Source organism: Marinobacter shengliensis, assembly GCF_003007715.1.
GTDB lineage: Bacteria > Pseudomonadota > Gammaproteobacteria > Pseudomonadales > Oleiphilaceae > Marinobacter > Marinobacter shengliensis.
Genome location: NZ_PXNO01000027.1, coordinates 915,103 through 938,483 on the forward strand (window position 1 = coordinate 915,103; position 23,381 = coordinate 938,483).

The following is a 23,381-nucleotide window of genomic DNA, read 5'->3' on the forward strand; positions in this document are numbered from 1 at the left end:
GGTATATAATGGTGAAAAATACACAAAGGAGCCCTAGCCATGAACGAGCCGGCTACCCTGGCCCCTCAGACCAGCGACAAAGCCCTGCTGGCCAAGGCCTTGCTGAACTCCGCCAAGGCGTTTGGTATTTCCCAGGCCGAAGCCGCCGCCATTGTTGGCCGCAATCGCAGCGGTTTGACCCGCGATGGCATCGATCCAGACAGCAAGGCGGGAGAACTGGCGCTGCTGTTCGTTCGCCTGTATCGGAGCGTTTACGCCCTGACCGGTGGCGACAACCAGGCCATGGCCCACTGGCTCAATACGCCAAATAATTACTTTCAGGACACCCCCAGGGATATGATTCAGTCAACGGAAGGGCTGGTCCGGGTGATTCATTATCTGGATGCCATGCGGGGAAGGATTTGAACTACAAGGAGCGTATTAAAAACACCCTGACGAACCTACAGGGGCAGGTCTTTCGGGTGGTTGAGAGTCAGGAAGACATCGCCACCACCCGAATCGTTGACAACATGCAGGAACAGGCGCGCCTGGAGCAACTGCTGGATGCCAGCAAACCGACGATCCCCGAGCAGGCCAGTAAACTGCACTACCTGCTTGCGACGCCCTTTCGATACCCGCCACTCAAATACGGCTCTCGGTTCGGCCGTAGCTTCGAACCCAGCCTTTTCTACGGCGCCATGAGCATTCCGACAGCCCTGGCAGAGACCGCTTTCTATCGGTTTGTGTTCACCAGCCACGTGTCAAAACCCTTCAAACGGCCGCTGACCACGCTGCACACGGTCTTCACCGCCCGTTTTCGTTCAAGCCACGGAGTGCGGCTTCAGGCCCCTGAGTGGCAGGACCTTCAAGAAACCCTGACCGACCCGGTCAGCTACCGGGAATCCCAGGCGCTGGGTAGCGACCTGCGCCAATGCGGCGCGGAAGCGTTTCAGTTTCTCTCTGCCAGGGCTCTTCAAGCCGGCTTGTACCAGCTACCCTGGCAACCTGAGCGCGGAATGGACGGACTCAACGTGGCGCTGTTCAGCCCCCGGGCACTCCGGGACACGGCGCCGAAGTCGTACCACAAACTCATCGTCGCCACCTCAGACCAGCAAGTATCCATGAGTCTGACGCTGGCTGATGGCCGTAAGCAGGTTCACAACTTTGGCCGGGAAGCCTTTCTGGTAGAGGGTGTTATTCCTCAACCGGCCCTGTAGCCACCACCCCGTCATCGCGCTGCCAACCTCCGCCCAGAGCTTTGTAGAGGTCGACGGCGGCTATCAGTCGGTTCAGGCGCATCTGGCTGAGTTGCTGGCGAGCGTCGAACACATTGCGCTGGCTCTCCAGCAGGGTCAGCAGGTCATCTGCGCCCTCCCGATAACGGACTTCCGTAAGTCTGAGCGTTTCTTCAGCACGTACCAGGATCTCTTGCAGGCGCTGCTCCTGAAGCTCAAACAGAGAATCCCGGTCCAGGGCATCGCCCACTTCCTGGAATGCCGTCAACAGACTGCCCCGATAGCCTTCGAGCAGGGCCACCCGCCGGGATTCCGAAATCGCCAGGGCGTTTCGCCTCTGGCCGCCATCAAACAACGACTGACTCAAACCCAACAGACCACTCATGCTTCGAGTCGGATCAGCAAGGCTGAGAAAACTGTCGGTGGATAACCGAACCGCTGCACTCAGGGAAACCGACGGCAACAGGGCTGCCCTGGCCTGTTCAATATCGGCGCTGGCAGCCACCAATCTTGCCTCTTGGGCGGCCAGGTCGGGTCGACGTGTGACCAGACTGGCCGGCGCCAACGGACTAATCACCGGTATGCTTACCTCTGAGATATCGGCATCTGGCGTGTCGCCCTCAAACGGTAATTCTCCAGTCAGCACCCGTAATGCTGCCAGCCGTTGCCGGGCCTGGTATTCCAGTGGCGGCACCGCGTTACGCAGGCTCAATACCGAAGTTTGTTGGCGCGCCAGCTCAGCCCGACTGGCAGCACCATTGCGGAAGCGGACCTCCACCAATGCCAGAGTACGCTCGCCAATCGCCAGGTTATTCCGTGCCACCTCTACTCTCTGCTGTAACTCCAGCCATTCAAACCAGGTGCTGGCGACCGATGCAATCAGGGTGATACGAGCTGCGTCGTAGTCAAACCGGGTGGCCTGGAAAGATGCCAGAGCTGCGCCTTCGACGGCAGACAACCGCCCCCAAAGATCCAGCTCATAGTCCACGGATAAGCCGGCACTGGTTGAACCCCCGCTGTTGGTATCACCACCGGAGGCCCGGGAAGCCTGCCGCCCGGTACTGGCCATTGCCCCCACCGAGGGCAAGAGGCCAGCACCGGCGGACTGCAGCTGCAAATCGGCCTGAATGACGGACTGGGCAGTGGCCGCCAAGTCGGGGTTGGCCGCCAGGGCCTTGTCAATCAGCCGGTTCAAATAGTCATCATTGAAAGCCTGCCACCAGCTGGCATCGATGTCCTGCCCCTCATCGATTTGAGCGGACCATTGCTCCGGTGGAGTAACTGGCAAAGGCACCGGCTCCGGCGTGAACGTGGCGCACCCGCCAACCAGGAGAGCCGGCAGTAAAACCAATATTCGAGCGGTCATAGTCATAGTCTTATTCCGACGCCAGGGCATGGACCGGGTCCAGGTGAGCGGCTTTGCGGGCTGGCAGAAAACCGAAGATCAGCCCGGTGGCAAAGGCACAGGAGAACGCTAACACCATCGGCAACGCGGTCATGTGGACCGGCGTGCCAAACGAGCCGATCAATTGGGTGGCGGTGATACCCAGCGCGACACCGATCAGCCCACCAATGGCCGAGACCAGCCAGGCCTCGGTAAGAAACTGTTGCAGAATGTTCCAGGCCCGCGCTCCGGTGGCCATGCGAATGCCGATTTCCCGCGTGCGTTCGGTCACGCTCACCAGCATGATGTTCATTACCCCGATGCCGCCGACCAGCAGCGAAATGGCCGCAATGGAGCCAAGCAGCCAGGTCAGGGTATTCTGGGTTTCAGAGATGGTGTCGATCAGCGACGCCATATTGCGGATGGTGAAATCCTCAATGCCACCATGCCTGGCCAGCAGAGTTTCGTGAATAATCGCCTCTATTTCGCTCATCCGGTCCAGATCAGCCACCGCCACGGTGATATTGCGCAGGTGGGTTTGGCCAAAAATACGCAAACTACCCGTTGTGTAAGGTACTAACACAACATCATCCTGATCCTGGCCCATGGGCGATGCGCCCTTCTCCCCCATCACGCCAATTACCTGGAACAGCACATTGTTCACCATCAGATGTTTGCCGAGCGGGCTTTCGCCGGGGAACAGTGTGTCGGCCGTCGTTTTGCCCAACACGGCTACTGCCGCATAGTTGAGCTCATCCTGTTCCGAAAAGAAGGTGCCTTCAATCACCGGCCACTGCCTGGCCACCGGAAACTGGTATGAGGTGGCGTTAATTTCTGCACGGTGGTCAAGGTTAAAGTACCGAAGCGTTTGCGAACCGGTGAGTTCAGGTATCGCTGCAAGAACCCCTTCTACTTCATTGATTGCGCGATAATCTTCGGGAGTTAACGTGGTCACCGACCAGCGGCCTCCTCGCTGATCCGGGCCGCCGGGGCGAATCAGCAACAAGTCACTGCCCATGGTACTGATTCGATCAACCACGTCTTTCCTGGCCCCCTCCCCGATAGCCAGCATGGTAATCACAGACGCCACGCCAATCACGATGCCCAGCAACGTCAGTGCGGTTCTGAACAGATTGCTGCGCAACGAACGCACAGCACTTTTCAGGGCCTCCTGCCAGTCACTCAGCACCACGCCATGGCGACTGGCCTCTATTGCCGATGATGAGTCTGTAGCGCTGTCATCCCGGCCGGTATCTCGAACCACTTCGCCATCGGCGATATGAATTTGCCGGCGGGCAACATCGGCCACATCCTGATCATGGGTGATCAGAATAACGGTATGCCCCTTGCCAGACAGCTCAGTCAGCAGCCGGATAACCTCTTTGCTGCTTTTGCTATCAAGGGCGCCGGTAGGCTCATCGGCGAAGATCACCTGGCCGCCATTCATTAATGCCCGGGCAATTGAGACGCGCTGCTGCTGACCACCAGACAACTGGCCGGGGCGATGGGTAAGCCGCTCTCCCAGCCCCAGTTCGGTTAACAGCTTCTCCGCCCGCTCCCGGCGCTGGACAGGCGCCCTGCCTGCATAGATGGCCGGAATCTCAACATTCTCCCGAGCGGTCATCCCCGGCAGCAGGTTGTAGCTCTGGAAGACAAAGCCGAAAGCCTCCCGGCGCAATAACGCCAGGTCATCCCGACTGAGCGCGGAAACGTCACGGCCGTCATACCAGTATTCCCCCGAGGTTGGCTGGTCCAGGCAACCGAGGATATTCATCAAGGTGGATTTACCGGACCCGGAGGGGCCCATAATGGCAACGAACTCACCCGGATAAATTTTCAGGTCAATGCCCTTGAGTACCGGTACGGCCAACTCCCCTTCACCAAAGGACCGGGTAATACCCCGCAACTCGATCAGAGGCCGGCTTGCGGTCATCGCAGCATACCCCGGAAGTTGTTGGTGTTACTGGAACCAGAACGCGGATCACGGGAAACCAGCACGACCTTTTCGCCTTCCTTTACGCCGGAGACCACTTCCGTATGTACCCGGTTACTGACGCCGGCCACAATGTCCCGCCATTCAACCTGGCCTGCCTGGGTCAGCGCCTGCACCCGGCCCCGTTGAACCGAGGACACTGGCACCCGCAGCACATCCAGGGCTTCGCTCTGAATAAAGAACACCTGGGCCGTCATGTTCGGTAGCAGTTTGCCGTCATCGTTATTGGCATCGAACAGGGCGTTGTACAATACAACATTGTTGGTCACTTCCGGTGTCGGCTCTATGTACAGCAACTCGCCGTACACCTTCCGTTCCGCATCACCCAGCGTGGTGAAGTAAACGCGCATCCCAGGCTCGAGTTTGCCCACATCAGCTTCCGATACCTGTGCCCGCACCCGCATGGTGGCCAGATCAGCAATACGCATCAGAACCGGGGCTTGCTGGGTTGCATTCAGGGTCTGGCCCTGGCGGGCTTCAATGGACACGACAGTGCCCTCCATGGGTGCATAGATTCGTGCATACCCGAGGTTGGCTTCTTCCGCGCGCAAGGTGGATGAGGTTTGTTCGATCTGGGCTTCCAGCATCGCCAGTTGCGCTTTGGCGGATGCCAGTGACGCCTCGGCAGTCTGCAGCGATTCCCGCGTAGTAGCTTCTTCTTGGAACAGGTTGGTCTGGCGCTGGAACTGGATTTCCGCCAGCCGCAACTGGGCCTTTCGGTCATCCAGTTGCGCCCGTTGATTCTTGAGCTGGGCTCGGGTGGCGTCGACCTTGGCTACGTATACGGTCGGATCAATCTCCGCCAGCAAGTCACCCTGGGAAACCGTTTGCCCAACCCTTACATGGATGGTTTCGAGCTGGCCTGATACCTGGGCACCAACGTCCACGTAGTTGCTGGGCTCCAGCACGCCGGTAGCGCTGACCAGCTGCTGGATGTCGCCGCGGGTGACTTCGATGGTATTCAGTGGCGGCTGTTTGTTTCCGCCGTTCTGGAAATACCACCAGCCTCCGGCTGCAAGAATCACCAGACCTGTGAAAACACCAACCCAGGTTGGCCAACGCCGGCGGTTGCGGGGAGCAAGTGCCATTCAGAAGTTCTCCATACGCTCTGATCAGCGGCAACCATAGAGAACGCCAGCGAGAAAAAAAAGAGTTTGCTCAGGGTTTTGCCAAACCTTTACATAGCTCCAGTTCAGCTATCAACTGCGGTAACCGCAACCGTTTGCCAGTGGAAATTCGCGGCCCATTCATAAGCCTGTTGGTAAGGCATCGGCTTCGCATAATAGAACCCCTGCCCAAGGTCGCACCCAAGTTCAATCAGACGAGCGTGAGTCTCAGCATTTTCAATGCCCTCAGCCACCACCCGACGACCAAAGCTGCGGGCCAGGCCCAGTATTGCGGTGACCACCATTTCACTCTCCGGATCGTCCAGCATGTCATTGACAAAAGAACGATCAATCTTGATCTCGTGGGCAGGAAGCTTACGGAAGTAGTCCAGAGAGGAATAGCCGGTACCAAAATCGTCCAGCGACACCTCCACCCCCAAGTCCCGACACCGCCGAAGCATGTCAATTACCAGGCTGGCATCATCCATGGCGGTGGTTTCAAGCAGCTCCAGAATCAGCCGGTGGCGGAGCCCGCGGGGCAAACGCTCCACTGCCTGGGCCAGATCTGCCGGGAAGGTTTTGCCCAGAAAGTGGGATGGGCTGAGATTCACGCTCAGGGAATAGGCCAAACCCTGACTATTGAACAGCAACAGTTTGTCGATGGCTTCGTTGATCACCAGGTTGCCAACGGTGCGAGCGTATTCGGTGTATTCAAGATGTTCCAGAAAGTGCCCCGGGCCCAGCAAGCCATCGTCGGGATGATTCCAGCGAATGAGCGCCTCAAAGCCTTCGATGGTCTGGCGCTTATAATCAATCTTGGGCTGGTAATACAGCTCCAATTCGTCACGACTGATGGCCTGGCCAATCTGCTCCAGAACCCTTACTCGCTCTTTCCGGGTAAAATGGGACTGCAGGTCAAAGATTTTATAGGCGTTCTTGCCGGATTCCTTGGCTGCATACATCGCCTGGTCCGCGTGGCGAAGCAGTAAATCGGTATCTGCGTCGTCATCCGGATACACTGTCACGCCCATGCTGCCAGACAGGTGTAAAACAAAGTGCCGGTAACTGATGGGCTGGCGGATGGCTTCCAGAATGCGGGAATACACACGCTCATCGTCTACATCCCGAAGTATCGCCACAAATTCATCACCGCCAAGGCGGGCGATCACATCGTGGCCCCGCACGGTGTTCTTCAGCCGCTCCGCGATCGACCTGAGAACTGCATCGCCAACGGAGTGGCCATGCTCATCATTGATCTCCTTGAAACCATCGAGGTCAATAAAACAAACCGCCACGGTGCCGTTGCGCTGCTTGGCTTCAAACAGCTCCTGTTCAAACAATTCCGTTAACCGTCGCCGGTTGGGCAGCCCGGTCAGGGCATCAAAATTAGCGGCCTGTTCCAGGCTGAGTTGATGCTCACGTTTTTCCTGGTAAAGACGCTTCCGTTCAATCAGGGTGCCAACGGTCTGCAGCAGCGGAGCAAGGTCGTCGGCAAGGCTTTCTTTATAGCCGCCCACCCGGTTGGCCAGGCCAACCAATCCGATCAGATTCCCGCCACTGTATACCGGCAACCCGATATAACTGGAGATCGGAGGATGGCCAGGTGGCAGGCCACCGCGGCGCACATCGTTTGCATAGTTGTTGGTAAGCACCACAGCGCCGGATACCAACCCTGCCCCCAGGAGGTTATCCAGCCTCTCAAAGAGCATTCCCCTGCGTTCTACCTGCTGGAACAGGGCCTGGGTTTCAGGGCTCCAGGCGATGTTGGTGATGGCGCCTACCTTGAGGTACGGCGTGCCATCGTTGTGATACAACACCTCACCAATAAATCCGAACTGGCTACCCGTAAGGGCCAGCAAATCGGCCAGCATCAACTCGAATGCCGCCCGCTCGTTGTCATTGGTCAGAAAGACATTCTGGGCCCGCTGGATGGCCCGGCTGAGATGCGACACCGCGACGTCACCCGCGTCTCCTCCAGTGAGATAGGCACATTCCAGCTCGTCTTCGATGAGACTCGCCAAAGTACGAAGTACATCCAGGTCCACTTCCTGAATCTGACGGGGCTTGTCATCAATAATGCACAACGAACCAAGCTTGAAACCACTGGGCTCCCGGACAGGAATGCCAGCGTAAAAACGGATGTGTGGATCACCGGTGACCAGTGGATTCGATTTGAAGCGGGGGTCCTGGGTGGCATCTTCAACAATAAACGCTTTGTCCTGGCGGATAGCGTGATCGCAGAATGCCACCGAGCGCGGTGTTTCACGAGCATCAATGCCGTCCTTGGATTTAAACCACTGGCGCTTATCATCCAGAACGGTGAACAAGGCCGTTTTGACTCCATAAAACTGGCGGGCGATTCGAACCAGCCTGTCAAACCGCTCCTCTGGTGGCGTATCCAGAATCCCTAACTTCTCAAGCGCAGTGAGGCGCCTTTTCTCCATAGGGTCCAGGGGCATACAGGTTTCGCTCCGCGTAAGGAAACAAGAGACCAAGCCATTTCGGCATTTGAGTTGTTAGAAGGGCCTTCGACCAATCCTTCTATCCACTGCCCTTACAACAAGAAGTGTAGATCAAGGCTGTCGCGAGAGTTATTGATTTTAGTAACCGGGCATTGCAGCTTGACGCGCCATGGAGGACCGTTTCAACAGGACAATTTGCCGCCCTTGGGTAAATGCCTATAAGAAATAGCTTTCTATTCGGACCGGGCAGGAGTACAGTGACTCTCGTTGGAAAGATTTAGCACAGCACTCATCAATAAGACGCATCTCTGTTGTAAGTTGTAACAAGTAGCTTTCGTCCTGTTTTTGATCACGCCAGTTTTTTGTTTCCCGCACTCCGCTGACCAAGCCTCACAATGATGCCTGGCGGCAATTAAAATGATTGAATTCAGGATTTATAACTATGTCTACTGTTACCGGTACTGTTAAGTTTTTCAACGAATCAAAAGGTTTTGGCTTTATCACTCGTGAAGGCGGCCCGGACGTTTTCGTTCACTACAGCTCCATTCAGGGCGGCGGCTTCAAAACTCTGGCAGAAGGCCAGCAGGTTGAATTTACCGTTTCTCAGGGCCAGAAAGGTCCTCAGGCGGATAACGTAGTAGGTCTGTAATTTTACGGCCCTGATACGATAGAAAAGGCAGCTTCGGCTGCCTTTTTTTTATTTTAGGCGTGAAAAGTTTGCAACACCGCAAACAACATCCTCCCTCCCCGATCATCACCTGTAGCATTCCCCCATGGTCTGGCTTTACCGCTAGGCTTCTCGCGGTTCGAAGAAATCTCTCTCCCTCCGTCGATTAACTCTGCCACGTGCCCCGTACAAGCATTGGGCGATCCGAAACATAGCACCTATACTGCCCTAAGCAGCTGAAAGATATGGCGGGTATTTTTGATTTCTGCGGACGCGCGTATGGGAGGCATAGAATGTCGGCTCGTAATGGACCGAAAGGACACCGTTCATCCGCTGACGACAACGGGCGTTTGCGGGCTTCCACTAAGCAGAGCGAGCAAGATTTCTATGAGCTGATCGAAAGCCTCCCAATGGTCGCAGTTCAAGGCTATGACAGGAAACGCCGGGTAATCTATTGGAACGATGCCAGCCGACACCTCTACGGCTATACCCGGGAGGAAGCCGAGGGCCAGCTGCTGGAAGATCTGATCATTCCGGACCATTTGCGCGAGGGCGTAATAGACGCCCACCAGAATTGGCTGGAGAGCAACATCAGCATTCCACCAGAAGAGATTGAGTTAAAGCACAAGGATGGACACCTCGTGCCGGTTTACTCCAGTCACGTCATGATCAAACAGGACACTGGCGACTGCGAAATGTTTTGCATCGATGTCAGCTTGCAGGAACAGAAGAAAGCCAACGACAAGCTCCAGTGGATGGCTAATTTTGACGACCTTACTCAACTGCCCAACAGACGGATGATGGAAGTTGAACTGTCGGCTCGCCTGATGGAGGCAGAACGGCGCCAAAGCGGAGAGATCGCCGTCGTGTTTATTGACCTGGACAATTTCAAACTGATCAATGACACCTTGGGGCATCACTATGGAGACGAGCTGCTGCTCGCTGTTGCGAATGGCCTAAAAGGGGAAATTCGTTGCTGCGACCAGCTTAGTCGCTTCGGTGGCGATGAGTTCGTACTCTTGATGTTCGATTTTGACGGTCCCGAAAGCATTCATGAAGTATTTCGCCGCTTGAGCAGTATGCTCGAGCGTGGCTTCATTCTGAATGGCGCTTGTTATCAAGTCACCGCGAGTTTCGGCGTCAGTCTTTACCCCAATGATGGCACGACGGTCCCAGAATTGATGGGAAACGCCGATGCCGCGATGTATCAGGCAAAGGAAAGCGGCAAAAACAGCATCTGTTTTTACACCTCCGACATCAATGATCGCCTGCTTCGTTATCAAAAAACAACGGCACTCCTCCGTAACGCTCTCGTTGCTGGCTCCCTGCAACTGTATTTCCAGCCCCAAATTGATCTGAAAAACGGGCGCATGCGGTCATGTGAGGCCCTGCTGCGATGCTTTGATGAAAACTCACGGCCGGTACCCCCAGATATCTTTATACCGGTGGCAGAAAAATCAGGACTGATTAACCGCATTGGAGACTGGGTTATTGATGCAGCCTGCAAACAGCTTACGGCCTGGAAGAACACGGCGCTTGGAGACCTGCGAATTGACATCAATTTGTCGGGCAAACAACTGACAAACCAACATTTGGCCAGCGATATCCTGCAGAAGTTGTACCATCATGACCTGCGTCCTTCCCAGTTAGGCGTAGAGCTAACGGAAAACGAAGTGATCGAAGGTGATGAAGTACAGATTGGTCAACTGGAAAGACTGAAAAACGCCGGGGTGCACATTTCCATTGACGATTTCGGCACTGGTTATTCGTCGTTGCTCTATTTGCGTAAACTGCCCGTTTGCAGCCTGAAGATTGATCGGAGCTTTCTACACCATGCCATGGAAAACAGCAGTGATATGGCGATCATGCAAGCCATCATCACCGTTGGGCACAGTCTCGGCTTGAGCGTAGTCGTGGAAGGCGTGGAAACCACTGAACAAGACAATCTCGTCAAGACCCTGAGCTGTGATCTGGCTCAGGGATATCTTTATGCCAGGCCCATGCCGGCCGACTCAATGGCAGCGTATCTGGTGAGTATGGGGCACTAAAACGGCCCTTCAGTAACCGTTATGGGCGAATCTTCTCCCCAAGCTTTTTATCCATCAGTCTGAACAACGGCTGGGTGTAACGTGTAACCGGACCAGGTAACGCCGCAAGCGCAATGCTGCCGGCAGTCCCCATCAGGCTACCAACCCTGGCTGGCCCTTCATCCACCGCTTTGACGATCCACCCCGCGGCCTTATCCGGAGTCATCATCGGCATGTGCTTGTAAATGCTGGTTTGCGACGACATGGGCGTGCGCACCATCGGGTAGTACACCACGGTAACGTCTATCCCCTGATCACCCATTTCCGCCAACAAAGAGCGTGAGAAAGACTCCAACGCAGTCTTGCTGGCCAGGTAAGCGGAGAACAAGGGAATCGGAACCTGGGAGGACAAGGTGGAGATGTTCACCACCTGCCCCCGGCCCTGTGCCAACATCCTTGGAAGCAGCCTCAGCGTTAAGCCGACGGCAGCAACGTAGTTGATATTCATCGTGCGCTGGTAGTCGTGCAGCCGGTCCAGAGCCTGAGAGATGGGGCGGCGGATGGAACGGGCGGCATTATTGACCAACACATCTACCCTATCGTGCTCGGCCAGTATCCGGTCTGCAACCGACTGCAAGCCGGCTTCATCCGTCAAGTCCGCCGGGTAGACCCAGGCTTTACCGCCCTCGGCGATAATCGCCTGCTGCACTCTTTTCAATTCATCCTCCCGACGAGCCACAAGGCAAAGACGCGCCCCTTTTCGGGCCAATTGATAGGCTGCCTGTTCACCAATACCGCTGGACGAGCCCGTCAGAACAATGGTCTTGCCGCTCACACTCATGAATACACCCCGGTTTCTTGTCTTGTTTTTATAACGCCACCTTGATACACGTTGGCGCACTGCCGCGCCGAAAGGCTTCAAGTATAACAACGTGATAAACGCCATGGGCATAGACTACAGCAAACTTGGCTCACCAGAGACCCGATCGTTTTGGCTTAATCAATTTGGCCCCTACTCACCTAACCTGCCGCTAATTGAAGACCACCGGGCCGATATTGTGATTATTGGCGGTGGATTCACCGGCTTGTCCTGTGCAGCGCACCTGAAGGAACTGGACCCATCAGTCGAAGTTACCGTTCTGGAAGGCAGTGCCGTTGGTTTTGGGGCCTCAGGGCGCAACGGCGGGTTTTCAATGACCCTGTTCGGCTTTGAGCCCGAGATCACCTGCCTGCTTCACGGCAGGGAAAAGGCCCGGGCCGCCCACCAGTACATGGAAGATGCCGTCGACTACGTGCGTGATTGTGTTACCCGATACGACTTCGACAGCGATTACGAACACAATGGCTTTCTACGGATTGCACTGACCAACAAACATCGTGAACGCCTGCAAAAACAGCAGGATCTGTACCATGAACTGGGGTTCTCAAGCTCCTTTGATTGGTGGGGCGAAGACCAGCTCTCGCAACGGCTTCACAGCCCGCTGGCTAAAGCCGGCCTGTTTGAGCAACGATGCGGCATCCTGAACCCGGCGAAGCATGTTCGGCACTGGAAATCCATTTGCAAGAAGCTGGGCGTCCATATCTATGAAAACACCCAATGCCAGGCCATCACCTATCCCCAGGGCGGGGTTAGCGTGCAGACGTCCGGCGGCACCGTTAGCGCCAGCAAGGTGGTACTGGCTACCAACGCATACAGCCATCTACTGCCGGAGATGGGAGCGTTTCGTCGTAATCAGACCCCCATCTGGACACATCAGATCGTCACCCAGCCCCTCACTCCAGAGCAGTGGCAAGCCATCGGCTGGGCCGGACGCTACGGTATAGAGACCAACCGGCACCTGGTTCACTACCTGAGGCCAACGGCAGACGGGCGCATTACCTTTGGCGGCGCCAACGTGGTGACCACCGCAGGCCAGAACATGAGCCTCGACCACCACAAACCAACATGGCGGACACTGGAAAAACACCTGAAAACCCTGTTCCCGCCACTGGCGGAGATTGACATCGATTATCAGTGGGGTGGCCCGGTGTCGGTCACACTCGACATGGTTCCCAACCTTGGATTCTACAAAGATGATCGCACGCTGTACCTATGCGGATGCACTGGCCATGGTGTATCCCTGACGCAATACAGCGGGAAAACCCTGGCTGAGCTGGCCCTCGGCCTGGAAAGCAAGCGTACCGAGGCATGGTTTGTAAATCGAACACCAGTGCGCTGGCCTGTGCAGCCATTCAAGCAACTGGGTGTAGCGGCGGTAAAGGGGGCGCTGAAAGCCGAGGATTATTGGTGGGAGCGGAAGCTATGGTAAGCCCCCCACTCCCACCGGCGCCAGCCCTTACCCCTCGTTGACAAGTGTTCCTTGCAGTACGGGTACCTGAACGGTCGCCTCAAAGTTAACGGCCTGCAATAGCAGGTCTCTCGACCCACTCAGCGGGTATTGAGGGTGGAATCCGTAGACCAACAGTGCCAGCTCGTCGCCCGGGTTCAGCGCTTCTGCGACTCCGACCAGTTCAACAACCTCTGCCTTTTTCAGGCCCCTGACCGGTTGGATCTGATCATCGATCAGCTGCCACCGGCTGCTGCCCTCACTGCGTTTACCTAACCCGACAAACAGAATCGCGTCGCAGCCCGGCTCATACTGACTAAGGCCAGCCGCGCATTCTGTTCGACCGAGTATATCGGACACAGTTACAAGAGCTGTGGGAATACCTCCGATTGTTACACCATCGGCGCCGGCTTTGCCCAGCAACAAAGCCTCAGGTGGCAAGGTCGGCGTCGCCGCCGCGGTGGCGCCGTTCGGAACAGGCATGTCGGCACTCACCATGCGCTCCACTACGGCATCACCGCTTAGTAACGTGCCCGGTGCGCCAGGTGCCGGGAAGGAATCGACCGGCACCTGAACTGCAGCCCCATCTTCCAGAGAAAGGCAGACGTTCTGATCAGTCCCGTCAAAATAGTCCGCCAGCGGCTTGCCCTGTAGATGGTGCTGGAGCCAATTTAGAGTGGCATCCGATATGGAGACATCGCCGCAGGCAAAAGCCCCGCCGGCAGACTGAAACCCCGGAATCTCCAACAAGCGTGCGGTTGGATCAACGTACTCGGCCGGCTGCAGCTCGTCTGGCGCTTCAACGGGGAGAATATGACCGGTCTGGTGTGTGAGCAATCTGACATCGCCTCCCCGGGCACGCAGACAATCGAAATTTCGCCAGGCTTCGTTGAAATTGAACAGCGTGTCTTTCATTCCCTGGGTAAGCAAAACATTAACGGGCCGGAACGGAGTTGGCGGCACGTCATAGGCTGGCGGAGCAATTTGAAAACTCAGCAAATCCGGAGATTCGGGTACCGACAGTGGTTCACCGGTACAGCGATAAGCGGGGCTATGGTAGAAGAAGAAATCCAACCCGGATTCGGGAAAACGGTTCAAGAGGAGCCCCTGCGCGAGAATTTCACGGATAATCGGGTCCAGCCCGCCGTTTCCGTTACCGGTTGATCCGGCTTCACCGCCAGCTACAAGCACCAGATCCCACCCGGTCTTGATCACGTTCCCGGGGTTGAGGCTCGACCGCAGGTCATACCAGGTGATATCAGGAACCAGCGCGTCCAGTCGCTGCTTCGGGTCTTGCCCGTGCAGCAATAACTGAAATCCACCACCGTAACTGCCACCTATAGCGCCGACTACCGGATTCGGGTTCAGCTCCGGTGGCAAGGACGGCTCGCGCCGATACAGAAGGTACTCGAGGTTATCCTCTGCCCAATCCAGTATCTGAATCAGATCGCGGCCTTCGAACTCCGGGTCCATAACTCTCACGGTACCCGTACTCTCGCCAAAGCCACGCTGATCAATGGATATCACGACAAAGCCCGACTCCCGGTAGTTATCGAAACCGGTCGTGGAGCGTGATCCGCCAAAACCATGGCCATGCAAGACCAGAGGATGCCCCCGCCGACAGTCAATGCCTCCGATGGGCTCCAGCACCTGAAAGGAAATGGTTTCTCCGGAGCTCGACGTAATGGCAACCGGATAGCTGCGGCCACCTTCGGTGGGTGTGTTTGCAGAACACGAAATTGGCACAATCGCGGGAACATCGCACGCCTGGCCGGCATTTTCACAACCGTTGTTTGCCGGCCTTTCCGTTACCTGTGGATTGGAAGCAGGCTGTTGTGCATCGCTGGAGCCGCTATCAAGGCAGCCTGAAAGACTCACCGTCATGGCAGCTGCACAAGCAAAGCGCAGGCTATTAGTGCAACGGATGTAGTGGCGCATCAGGAATTCCTCTCTTGTTATTAGAATGCCATCCCAAACCCTTTTAGATCGGCATGCATTGTATTATGCGATGCATTCTAAAAAAAGTTCAACTGATTCATCGATGCTTTCCGTCGTCACACCATCGTAACGAAATTGCCACAAAGGAGTATTAGGCTGCCTGCTAGTCGGTTTAATTATGGTTATACGATATGAAAGGAATTCACATGAATTATCAGAGACGACGGTTTCTGCAGATACTGCTGGTGGGTGGCTCAACCGTGGCAGTGAGCGCTTGTGTGGGAGGATCCGGCGGTGGCAACCCACTTAACAATCCGCCTGCACCGAATCTAAACCCGGTACCCGACCTGGGCGACACACCCGCGGACATCCTGGCCATGGAACTTCCGCTTTCTCCCGGGCCTCTCATGAGCATTGGCCCTCTCGAAAACAGTGGGGTTGACGGCATTCTGATTCCCCCAGAGTTTGAGATCCGTCGAGTTGCCGTCTCCGGGCTTACAAGCTCCACGGCAATCCCTCTGCCTTCACTGGGGCTGATCAATTACCCATGGCACATCTTTCCGGATGGCGGCGCGGTATTTGATCTTGATGACGGAGGATGGATTTACGTCAGCAACAGCGAAATCACTCCGGCGGGCGGCGTCGGCGTACTGAGATTCAATCGTGATGGCGAGATCACAGACAGCTACCCCATCCTTCGAAACACCCGCCAAAACTGTGCTGGTGGCCCCACGCCCTGGCAAACCTGGCTATCTTGTGAAGAAGTTCCCGACGGCAGGGTTTACGAATGTGATCCTTTGGGCACACCGGATACCGCAAGAGCACTCCCGGCGCTGGGCATTTTTAACCACGAAGCGGTTGCAGTCGATCTCACAACGAAAACACTCTACCTTACAGAAGACGCGGGAAGCGGCCGGTTGTACCGGTTCAGGTCCAGCGGTATGGCCGTATCCATCAATGGAAAGCCGGGGCTGGATATGGATAACGGAATCCTGGAGGTCCTGGAAATTGAGGGCTTCGAAGCCGGCGCATATCAGCAAGACCTGGCCGAAGCCCGAACGGTGAGGCGGGTTCGCTGGGTACCCGTTCAGTCCCCGGACCGACCTCAGAGCCACGTCCGTTCGGAAATCGAGATTGCTACTGGCGCCGGGGCCCCAGGCACTGTTTTCAAAGGCGGTGAAGGGATCTGGCTTCAGGAACTGCCGGAGGGCCAGCGACCGCAGGTGAGCGGCGCGAACAACCCGCTTCGTGCGGTGGTCTATTTTGCCTGCAAAGGTGACAACCGAGTGTACGCCCTGGACATCGATAACGACTTGATAGAGGTTGTATTCGACAACGAACAACTGATCGCCCCCGACACCCCGTTCGATGATGTTGATAACATCACCATATCACCCATGGGTGATGTCATTGTCGCCGAAGACGGCGACGCTATGCGACTGATGGTAATGAACCCCAATGGTCCGTCAAAAATCCTGTTGCAGATACCCGGTGGCGGCAGTGAACTGACTGGCCCGGCGTTTACCGGTAATGGTCGGTTCCTCTATTTCAGTTCTCAAAGAGGCAATGCAGCAGGCCCCGGGATTCCAGGGCTAGGCATCACTTATGAGCTGACAATACCAGAACGTTTTCGAGCTGGTTGATTTCTAGGCAGCCAGATAATCGCCACAGGCAATTCCCGGGGTGTGCGGGTAAATCTCACACGCCCTGATTCTGCGCATTGCTTTTTGGGGACGAGATCGAAAGGCCAACAGTCTCTGGAAAGGCTGCTGTGGGTTAGTGAGGTAAAAATAAAATGGAGGCGCGGGTCGGAATCGAACCGGCGTACACGGAGTTGCAGTCCGCTGCATAACCACTCTGCCACCGCGCCGGGTAAGCCTGGATTCTGGCTTATGCTCTCAGGAGGCGTGAGAGACTTGGAAATTGGAGCGGGAAACGAGATTCGAACTCGCGACCCCAACCTTGGCAAGGTTGTGCTCTACCAACTGAGCTATTCCCGCTCTTCGTCTAGAGGCTTTGCCTCGTCAACGGCTGCGTATTCTACGGATTCCGCCGGGGGCGTCAACACCTTTTTTTCAAGTTTTTGTTTTTACGGCAATTGTGAACAAACTTTAGCCAAAACCACCGGTTTTTGTCATTTCCGGCCAACCCATCAGAACCGTTATCTGCGCAATGGTTTATCGCCCCCACATCTTTCAGAATCCATGACACCCAATCACATTATCAGGCAGACCAATACCATGCGCGTTCCCGCAACCGTCATCGCTACCCTCTTTACCCTGTCAACCATGGTGGCCAGCCACGCATCTGGCGAAGGATGGACGCCCAAGCAGCAAGGCAAGGAACGGTCTGACATCAACACCTATGTCAGGACCGTTTCGGATACACCAATCAAACAGTTCCGCGGTGTGGTTGAAATCCAGCACTCTATGGTGGCTGCGCTATCGGTGATTGATGACATCTCCCTGTGCCAACAGTGGATCTACAACTGCCAGGAAGCCAACTACCACGTTACAGATGACGGTGAGCGGCTACTGTGGATGAAATTTGATGGCGTTTGGCCAGCCTCAGACCGGGATGTGGTGATGAAGTCCGTATTCCTTCAGGACGAACCGGGTGGCGCTGTCACCGTGCAATCCACGGGCCGCCCGGATGATGCCCCGCAGCAATCCGGTTACGTGCGCATCCCCATGCTGGATAACAGCTTTCTGGTGGAACCACTTGAGGAAGGCTGGATACGGGTAACATTCACTACCCATATGGATCCGGGAGGTCTGGTGCCCGCCTGGGTGGCCAATATTGTGGCCACCGATGCACCAATTCGAACACTGGAAGGGTTAAAACGGATGATGGAAACATCACCCTATCGTGACTATTCAACGAGCGCGCCGCCGAAAGAATTGGTCGAGAAGCATAACCTGCGCTTCCCGACCGGCGATTCCTGAGCTACCTCAGCTATTGCCACCACGGGCTGCGCGATTTCCGGCAACCTGGGTAGCACTGTCACAATTCAGGAAACTGGAGGTCTGCAGCCAATCCTGGTCCGGGTAGTATTTGAAGACCAACTGGCCACCTTTGAGGTTGTCCACCACGGTTTGCACCACTTTCTGGTCTACCGCCGGGCAGCCATGACTGCGGCCGATGCGCCCGTATTGGTCCACCCAGTTGCTGTTTACATAATCTGCACCATGAATCACGATGGCCCGCTGCCTTGCGAGATCGTTAATGCCTGGCTCAAGGCCGTCCAGTCGCAAGGAATAGCCGTGCATGCCACGATAGGATTCACTGGCCTTGAACAACCCCAGGCTCGACTGGTAGCTGCCCTCAATATTTGAGAAGGTGGTGGCTTCCTCGTTGCCGGAGTTTCTGCCGTGAGCAACCAGATCTCGCAACAGTAAATCGCCCTGCTCCAGATCAAAAATCCACATCCGCTCCTGGCTGGAATGGAGTGAAAAATCAATCACTGCAAGCCGTTCGGGCATGGCAACGCCGTTGGCGATGGCGCAGTGTGTGGCTTTGAAGGCTGCCTCAAGCACTTCCGGGTTCAGCTTGGGTGCAACACTGGCGAGACGGGCAAGCAACTGGTCATCCAATGACTGGGCCTGGGCCGGTATGGAAATGGCTAAAGAAACCGCCAAGCCGGAAAACAATGAAAAAACGCGTCGATTGTGATGCTTGGGCATGCACGTTACCTCAGGATTCAGGAAGATAAGCTACCTGCTTGAAAAGATGCCTTATTCTAACAGAGAATTTTGAGACGCCGTTCATTCCGTACAATTTTTAACCGTTCCCATACAAATGGTGGACACGCGAGCCTCCATTTCCGCTGCATAAAAAGACCGAAAAGTCACCGACGCGATCTCCGGCAAGGTTACGAAAAACCAAAGATACTGGCAGACCAGTTCCGGAATCTTTAAGCTTGAGAATATCTTTTCTGCCTACCGGACAAGGATTAACGGCACCTGTGGCGACTGATTCCGGCTATTCGACGACAGCACACCGCGACACCCCCGGTAACCTTGCCTGCAACGGTGACACCCTGACCCTATCCGGCAGTTGGACCCTCTCCCATTATTCGGTACTCAACCAGCGAATAGCCGAGGTTCAGGCCAGCGGAAACACGATCACCAACATTGAGTTCCAGAAGCTAAGCCGGGTTGATACGGCAGGGGCCGCGCTGATCGCCCGGTTGACAGGCCCGGAACAACTTCTGAGTTTTCTGGAAATGGCCTACCTCCCTGATGAACAGCGGCAACTTCTCATCACCGTTGCCGAAGCGATGGCAGGAGCCACCTGGCAGCCCGCACGGAAGAACGCACTGCTGGACTTTCTGGCCGACGTCGGAGAGAAGGTGACCGCCATTGCCCGCTTGATATGGATGCTTACGGGATTTATCGGTCAAACCCTTGCCACCCTGTTTTATATCCTTCCCCGGCCACGCCGCTGGCGCATCACTCCGTTTGTCGCGGCAGTACATGATACCGGGCTGAATGCCCTGCCCATTGTTGCCTTACTAACTTTCCTGGTGGGCGCCGTTGTCGCCTTTCTGGGAGCGACTGTGCTGGAAGACTTCGGCGCGACGATCTATACCGTCAATCTTGTGGCATTCTCTTTCCTGCGGGAGTTTGGTGTTCTGCTGGCGGCCATTTTGCTCGCCGGACGCACCGCCAGCTCCTTCACCGCCCACATCGGCGCCATGAAGGTCAATGAGGAGCTCGACGCCATTCGTACCCTGGGTTTGAATCCGGTGGAACTACTTGTAGTCCCACGAGTTCTGGCCATGATGGTCAGCCTGCCGGTGCTCACCTTCATTGGCATGATCTCCGGAATGGTGGGCGGTGCCGCCGTCTGCGCACTGGTGCTGGATATTCCACCAAGTCAGTTCATGGCCATCGTGGAGCGGGATATTGCCCTGAAACACTTTCTGGTAGGTATCGGAAAAGCCCCAGTGTTTGCCTTCCTGATTGCGGTCATTGGGTGTCTCGAAGGCTTCAAGGTGGCTGGCAGTGCCCAGTCGGTGGGCGAACACACCACCTCCAGTGTGGTTCAGTCGATCTTTATGGTGATCCTGTTGGACTCCATAGCGGCGTTGTTTTTTATGGAAATGGGCTGGTAAGTCATGCCGGAGATGAAACCACAGAAAGGCCACAGCCCTTCAACACCGGTGATCCAGGTGCGGGGACTGTGTAACCGTTTCGGTGATCACGTGGTCCATGAAAACCTGGAGCTGGACCTCTTTCCCGGAGAGATCCTTGGGGTTGTTGGCGGTTCCGGCACGGGCAAATCGGTTTTGCTGCGCAGCATCGTGGGCCTCAACACACCTTCAGACGGTCACATTCAGCTTTTTGATGTTGATCTCACAGAACTTTCTGGCACAGAGCGGTCTCTGTATGAGCAGCGATTCGGCGTGCTTTTTCAGGGTGGCGCCCTGTTTACCTCGCTGAATCTGATGCAAAACGTTTCACTGCCACTGGTCGAGCACGCGGGTCTTACCCGAACGGAGGCCGAGGAACTTGCCCGGATGAAGCTGGCACTGACCGGGCTGCCAGCAGATGCCGCCCTGAAATACCCGGCCGAGCTTTCCGGTGGTATGGTGAAGCGAGCCGCCCTGGCCCGCGCCCTGGCGCTGGACCCGGAGGTGCTGTTTCTGGACGAACCCACAGCGGGGCTGGACCCGATCGGCGCGGCAGCGTTCGACGAACTGATCGTGACCCTGAGGAACGCCCTTGGGCTGACAGTATTTCTTGTTACCCACGATCTGGATACGCTGTACACAACCTGTGACCGGGTAGCCGTATTGTCCCGTAAAAAAGTGCTGGTGGCAGACACACTTGAAAACGTCGCCAAGACCGACGACGAATGGATACAGGAATACTTTCATGGCCCCAGGGGGCGGGCCGCGATTGATGCACATAACCGGCTGACCAGACAGGAGCCCGTTTAATGGAGCCAAAGGCCCATCACGTTATTATCGGACTGTTCACGCTGGTTGCAGTAACAGCTGCCCTGCTGTTTGCACTATGGCTGGGCAAATCGACTGCAGACCGCGAGTGGGCTTACTACCAGATAGGCTTTGATCACCCGGTGGGCGGGCTGTCAAAAGGCAATCCAGTGTTATACAGCGGCGTTCCGGTTGGCGATGTTCTCGAGCTGTCCCTGGCACCAGACAATCCCGCCCATGTTCGGGTGCTGGTGCGTGTGGATCGCGACATCCCGGTACGGGAGAACACCCGGGCGGAGCTGGTTCTTGCCAATATTACCGGCAGCATGAGTGTCCAGTTCACCGGCGGCACAACCGACAGCCCGGTACTTCAGGGTAACCGTGATAACCCACCGCTCATCAACGCACAGCCATCGGCGTTTTCCAACCTGCTGAATAACGGTGAGGCCATGATCTCAAGTGCAGAACAACTGTTAACCAGCATGAACCGCTTGCTTGCGTCGGAGAATCTGGAGAACGTATCGGCCATTCTGGACAACACACGCCTGGCAACGGAATCATTGCTCGCCAATCGGGAAGAGTTGCTTGCCCTGATGGCTCAGTTCGACACCGCCGCTATCCGCGCCGAGGAAGCCGCGATCAAGGTTTCTGATACATCGGACCGGGCGCGCCAAACCCTGGAGCGGGAAATCGCGCCGGTGCTGGAATCCATGACCCTGGCCCTGTCTACCTTGCAGCCTACCCTGAGCCGGTTGGACCGACTGACCGAAGACAATGAACAGGTGCTGGATGCAGGGATTCAGGGCTTGGGCGAGATAACACCTGTGCTCCGTGAAATGCGCAGTACTCTGAGATCTCTGAATTCGTTTACCCGAAAACTGGATGAAGACCCACTCGGAACATTACGGGGTGGCCCCAAGCTTAAGGAGTTTGAGCAATGATCAGACAACTCTTGAACTGTGTCCTGCTGTTGTCTGCATTTACAATCTCAGGCTGCACGGTTTTTCCACTCCCGGAGCCACCTAGAATCATGGATCTGGGTACTGACGTCGCCCCCACCGTGTTACCACAAACTCACAATGCCAGTCTCCGGGTTGAAACGCCCTTGGCATCGGCCCCGTTCGATGGTTCCCGAATTCTAATCAAACCGACACCTTATGAGTTTCAGGCCATTCGGGAAGCCCGCTGGAGAGACACTGCACCCATAATGATTCGGGATCACGTCATAAGCCACGTCCGCACCAGTCAGGCATTTCGTAACGCGATTGTCGACACCAGCCCCGCCAACGCAGAACTCACCTTGGTGAGTGAACTTACCGCATTCCACGTTATGCATCAGAACAGTAAACTTCACGTTATCATACGGTTACACACGGAGCTGGTGCAAAATAATCAGCGCGAGAGTATCTGCGTTCGCAACTGGAACATTATGGAGCCGGTAGCCGACAGCCAACAAGAGAGTATCGTGCAGGGGTTCAGCAAAGCCGCAAATCGTCTGGGAAATGACCTGACCGGCTGGATGGCCGAATGCGTGGAGCAGTCCCACAAAGCTGCCCAGAACTGATTGCCATCGCTCTCGTTCGCCATTAGAATCCAACGCGACTCAAGGTATGGGTCGACTTTCGCTGATTTTTTTCACACATGGAGCGTGTTATGACAGCCATTCCCGGCGTTGAATTTGCAGACAATACCAACCAACGCACTCCTTGCGTTTTGCTCCTCGATATATCCGCTTCCATGGCTGGCGAACCCATTCGCCAATTGAACGAAGGCCTGAGAACTTTTGCCGAAGAGCTGCAAAAAGATCCCGTAGCCTCACTTCGCGTGCAGGTCATGGTGATTACCGTGGGCGGGCCAGAAGATGTTCGCGTGGTGCAGCCATGGACCGATGCAGCCGACTTCTCCGCTCCCTATCTGAGCGCCAACGGGCTTACTCCGCTGGGCCAGGGGATGCACCGTGCTCTGGAGGAGATTGCTAACCAGAAGGCGGTATACGACGCCAATGGCATCTCCAGCACACGGCCTTGGGTAATCATGCTTTCTGACGGCTGCCCCAACGATTATGGCTGGGAATCCTACGCTGATCAGGCTCGACTGGAAGAAGAGAACAAACGGGTAATTGTATTTCCGATCGGCACCAAGGGCGCTGACTTTGAAGCGCTCGGCAGGTTTTCTACCAAAACGCCAAAGAAACTGAAAGGCCTTCAGTTCCGGGAGCTTTTCGTGTGGTTGAGCCGAAGCATGTCGACAGTCTCTGCCAGTGTCCCCGGTGAAAGGGTAAGCTTACCGGCCACAGACACCTGGGCCGAAATAGAGGTTTAA

Annotated in this window: 19 protein-coding genes and 2 tRNA genes; 12 read left to right on the plus strand and 9 right to left on the minus strand. The window is 55.9% G+C overall.

The window, feature by feature from the left end:
* The first annotated feature begins 39 nt into the window (after nt 1-39).
* Together C7H10_RS17325 and C7H10_RS17330 are read left to right on the plus strand one after the other, a co-directional pair.
* Complete coding sequence (locus C7H10_RS17325; protein WP_061333408.1) at nt 40-405, plus strand: MbcA/ParS/Xre antitoxin family protein; 366 nt, start codon at nt 40-42, stop codon at nt 403-405.
* Nucleotides 402-1,196 (plus strand): RES family NAD+ phosphorylase, encoded by a 795-nt coding sequence (locus tag C7H10_RS17330; protein ID WP_106695835.1) that lies wholly within the window; start codon nt 402-404, stop codon nt 1,194-1,196. Before C7H10_RS17325 ends, C7H10_RS17330 begins: the two co-directional genes overlap by 4 nt.
* Here the strand turns inward: C7H10_RS17330 and C7H10_RS17335 are convergent.
* The 4 genes from C7H10_RS17335 to C7H10_RS17350 all read right to left on the minus strand — a co-directional run bounded on the left by C7H10_RS17335 (nt 1,174) and on the right by C7H10_RS17350 (nt 8,156).
* A complete protein-coding gene (locus tag C7H10_RS17335) occupies nt 1,174-2,610 on the minus strand; it encodes an efflux transporter outer membrane subunit (RefSeq protein ID WP_341865218.1) in 1,437 nt (478 codons plus the stop codon). The two genes, C7H10_RS17330 and C7H10_RS17335, sit on opposite strands and share 23 nt — an antisense overlap.
* A complete protein-coding gene (locus C7H10_RS17340; protein ID WP_106695836.1) occupies nt 2,591-4,531 on the minus strand; it encodes a MacB family efflux pump subunit in 1,941 nt (646 codons plus the stop codon). The genes C7H10_RS17335 and C7H10_RS17340 overlap by 20 nt, the downstream gene beginning before the upstream one ends.
* A complete protein-coding gene (locus tag C7H10_RS17345; RefSeq protein WP_106695837.1) occupies nt 4,528-5,679 on the minus strand; it encodes an efflux RND transporter periplasmic adaptor subunit in 1,152 nt (383 codons plus the stop codon). The genes C7H10_RS17340 and C7H10_RS17345 overlap by 4 nt, the downstream gene beginning before the upstream one ends.
* Nucleotides 5,680-5,783: 104 nt before the next feature.
* Nucleotides 5,784-8,156 (minus strand): sensor domain-containing phosphodiesterase, encoded by a 2,373-nt coding sequence (locus tag C7H10_RS17350; RefSeq protein ID WP_106695838.1) that lies wholly within the window; start codon nt 8,154-8,156, stop codon nt 5,784-5,786.
* A gap of 445 nt (nt 8,157-8,601) precedes the next feature.
* On the opposite strand from C7H10_RS17350, the gene C7H10_RS17355 reads away from it, so the two are divergent.
* Complete coding sequence (locus C7H10_RS17355) at nt 8,602-8,808, plus strand: cold-shock protein (protein ID WP_058091071.1); 207 nt, start codon at nt 8,602-8,604, stop codon at nt 8,806-8,808.
* 311 nt (nt 8,809-9,119) lie between these two features.
* Nucleotides 9,120-10,874 (plus strand): putative bifunctional diguanylate cyclase/phosphodiesterase, encoded by a 1,755-nt coding sequence (locus tag C7H10_RS17360; protein WP_106695839.1) that lies wholly within the window; start codon nt 9,120-9,122, stop codon nt 10,872-10,874.
* 19 nt (nt 10,875-10,893) lie between these two features.
* Here C7H10_RS17360 and C7H10_RS17365 read toward each other — a convergent pair whose 3' ends face one another.
* On the minus strand, nt 10,894-11,694 hold the full coding sequence (locus C7H10_RS17365; RefSeq protein ID WP_106695840.1) for an SDR family NAD(P)-dependent oxidoreductase: 801 nt from the start codon (nt 11,692-11,694) through the stop codon (nt 10,894-10,896).
* A 103-nt stretch (nt 11,695-11,797) separates the two neighbouring features.
* Between C7H10_RS17365 and C7H10_RS17370 the strand changes: the two genes are divergently transcribed.
* Complete coding sequence (locus C7H10_RS17370; RefSeq protein WP_106695841.1) at nt 11,798-13,162, plus strand: NAD(P)/FAD-dependent oxidoreductase; 1,365 nt, start codon at nt 11,798-11,800, stop codon at nt 13,160-13,162.
* Nucleotides 13,163-13,189: 27 nt separating this feature from the next.
* On the opposite strand, the gene C7H10_RS17375 is transcribed toward C7H10_RS17370, so the two are convergent.
* Complete coding sequence (locus C7H10_RS17375; RefSeq protein ID WP_106695842.1) at nt 13,190-15,118, minus strand: alpha/beta fold hydrolase; 1,929 nt, start codon at nt 15,116-15,118, stop codon at nt 13,190-13,192.
* A 206-nt stretch (nt 15,119-15,324) separates the two neighbouring features.
* Here C7H10_RS17375 and C7H10_RS17380 point away from each other — a divergent pair, with 206 nt between their 5' ends.
* A complete protein-coding gene (locus C7H10_RS17380; RefSeq protein ID WP_106695843.1) occupies nt 15,325-16,761 on the plus strand; it encodes an alkaline phosphatase PhoX in 1,437 nt (478 codons plus the stop codon).
* Nucleotides 16,762-16,914: 153 nt separating this feature from the next.
* Here the strand turns inward: C7H10_RS17380 and C7H10_RS17385 are convergent.
* Nucleotides 16,915-16,988: transfer RNA gene (locus tag C7H10_RS17385), tRNA-Cys, on the minus strand.
* Nucleotides 16,989-17,042: 54 nt separating this feature from the next.
* Nucleotides 17,043-17,118, minus strand: a tRNA-Gly gene (locus C7H10_RS17390).
* A gap of 240 nt (nt 17,119-17,358) precedes the next feature.
* Here C7H10_RS17390 and C7H10_RS17395 point away from each other — a divergent pair.
* Nucleotides 17,359-18,063, plus strand: a complete 705-nt coding sequence (locus C7H10_RS17395; RefSeq protein ID WP_167392918.1) for an START domain-containing protein — start codon at nt 17,359-17,361, stop codon at nt 18,061-18,063.
* Between the two features lie 6 nt (nt 18,064-18,069).
* On the opposite strand, the gene C7H10_RS17400 is transcribed toward C7H10_RS17395, so the two are convergent.
* On the minus strand, nt 18,070-18,801 hold the full coding sequence (locus C7H10_RS17400; RefSeq protein ID WP_106695845.1) for a murein L,D-transpeptidase catalytic domain family protein: 732 nt from the start codon (nt 18,799-18,801) through the stop codon (nt 18,070-18,072).
* Between the two features lie 281 nt (nt 18,802-19,082).
* Here C7H10_RS17400 and C7H10_RS17405 point away from each other — a divergent pair, with 281 nt between their 5' ends.
* From C7H10_RS17405 to C7H10_RS17425, 5 genes are all read left to right on the plus strand, one after another.
* A complete protein-coding gene (locus C7H10_RS17405) occupies nt 19,083-20,234 on the plus strand; it encodes an ABC transporter permease (RefSeq protein ID WP_106695846.1) in 1,152 nt (383 codons plus the stop codon).
* A 12-nt stretch (nt 20,235-20,246) separates the two neighbouring features.
* Nucleotides 20,247-21,062, plus strand: coding sequence for an ABC transporter ATP-binding protein (locus C7H10_RS17410; protein WP_178338765.1), 816 nt, complete (start codon nt 20,247-20,249; stop codon nt 21,060-21,062).
* Nucleotides 21,062-22,000 carry an MlaD family protein gene (locus C7H10_RS17415; protein ID WP_106695847.1) on the plus strand — a complete coding sequence of 313 codons (939 nt, stop codon included), beginning with the start codon at nt 21,062-21,064 and terminating at the stop codon, nt 21,998-22,000. Before C7H10_RS17410 ends, C7H10_RS17415 begins: the two co-directional genes overlap by 1 nt.
* 89 nt (nt 22,001-22,089) lie before the next feature.
* Complete coding sequence (locus C7H10_RS17420; RefSeq protein WP_167392919.1) at nt 22,090-22,623, plus strand: ABC-type transport auxiliary lipoprotein family protein; 534 nt, start codon at nt 22,090-22,092, stop codon at nt 22,621-22,623.
* A gap of 89 nt (nt 22,624-22,712) precedes the next feature.
* Nucleotides 22,713-23,381 carry a vWA domain-containing protein gene (locus C7H10_RS17425; RefSeq protein ID WP_106695849.1) on the plus strand — a complete coding sequence of 223 codons (669 nt, stop codon included), beginning with the start codon at nt 22,713-22,715 and terminating at the stop codon, nt 23,379-23,381.

Bases quoted from the DNA above. Each gene is read 5' to 3' on its own strand.
- C7H10_RS17325 (WP_061333408.1), top strand. From the start codon at position 40: ATGAACGAGCCGGCTACCCTGGCCCCTCAGACCAGCGACAAAGCCCTG.
- C7H10_RS17335 (WP_341865218.1), bottom strand. From the start codon at position 2,610: ATGCCCTGGCGTCGGAATAAGACTATGACTATGACCGCTCGAATATTG.
- C7H10_RS17340 (WP_106695836.1), bottom strand. From the start codon at position 4,531: ATGACCGCAAGCCGGCCTCTGATCGAGTTGCGGGGTATTACCCGGTCC.
- C7H10_RS17345 (WP_106695837.1), bottom strand. From the start codon at position 5,679: ATGGCACTTGCTCCCCGCAACCGCCGGCGTTGGCCAACCTGGGTTGGT.
- C7H10_RS17350 (WP_106695838.1), bottom strand. From the start codon at position 8,156: ATGCCCCTGGACCCTATGGAGAAAAGGCGCCTCACTGCGCTTGAGAAG.
- C7H10_RS17355 (WP_058091071.1), top strand. From the start codon at position 8,602: ATGTCTACTGTTACCGGTACTGTTAAGTTTTTCAACGAATCAAAAGGT.
- C7H10_RS17360 (WP_106695839.1), top strand. From the start codon at position 9,120: ATGTCGGCTCGTAATGGACCGAAAGGACACCGTTCATCCGCTGACGAC.
- C7H10_RS17365 (WP_106695840.1), bottom strand. From the start codon at position 11,694: ATGAGTGTGAGCGGCAAGACCATTGTTCTGACGGGCTCGTCCAGCGGT.
- C7H10_RS17370 (WP_106695841.1), top strand. From the start codon at position 11,798: ATGGGCATAGACTACAGCAAACTTGGCTCACCAGAGACCCGATCGTTT.
- C7H10_RS17375 (WP_106695842.1), bottom strand. From the start codon at position 15,118: ATGCGCCACTACATCCGTTGCACTAATAGCCTGCGCTTTGCTTGTGCA.
- C7H10_RS17380 (WP_106695843.1), top strand. From the start codon at position 15,325: ATGAATTATCAGAGACGACGGTTTCTGCAGATACTGCTGGTGGGTGGC.
- C7H10_RS17395 (WP_167392918.1), top strand. From the start codon at position 17,359: ATGCGCGTTCCCGCAACCGTCATCGCTACCCTCTTTACCCTGTCAACC.
- C7H10_RS17400 (WP_106695845.1), bottom strand. From the start codon at position 18,801: ATGCCCAAGCATCACAATCGACGCGTTTTTTCATTGTTTTCCGGCTTG.
- C7H10_RS17410 (WP_178338765.1), top strand. From the start codon at position 20,247: ATGAAACCACAGAAAGGCCACAGCCCTTCAACACCGGTGATCCAGGTG.
- C7H10_RS17415 (WP_106695847.1), top strand. From the start codon at position 21,062: ATGGAGCCAAAGGCCCATCACGTTATTATCGGACTGTTCACGCTGGTT.
- C7H10_RS17420 (WP_167392919.1), top strand. From the start codon at position 22,090: ATGGATCTGGGTACTGACGTCGCCCCCACCGTGTTACCACAAACTCAC.
- C7H10_RS17425 (WP_106695849.1), top strand. From the start codon at position 22,713: ATGACAGCCATTCCCGGCGTTGAATTTGCAGACAATACCAACCAACGC.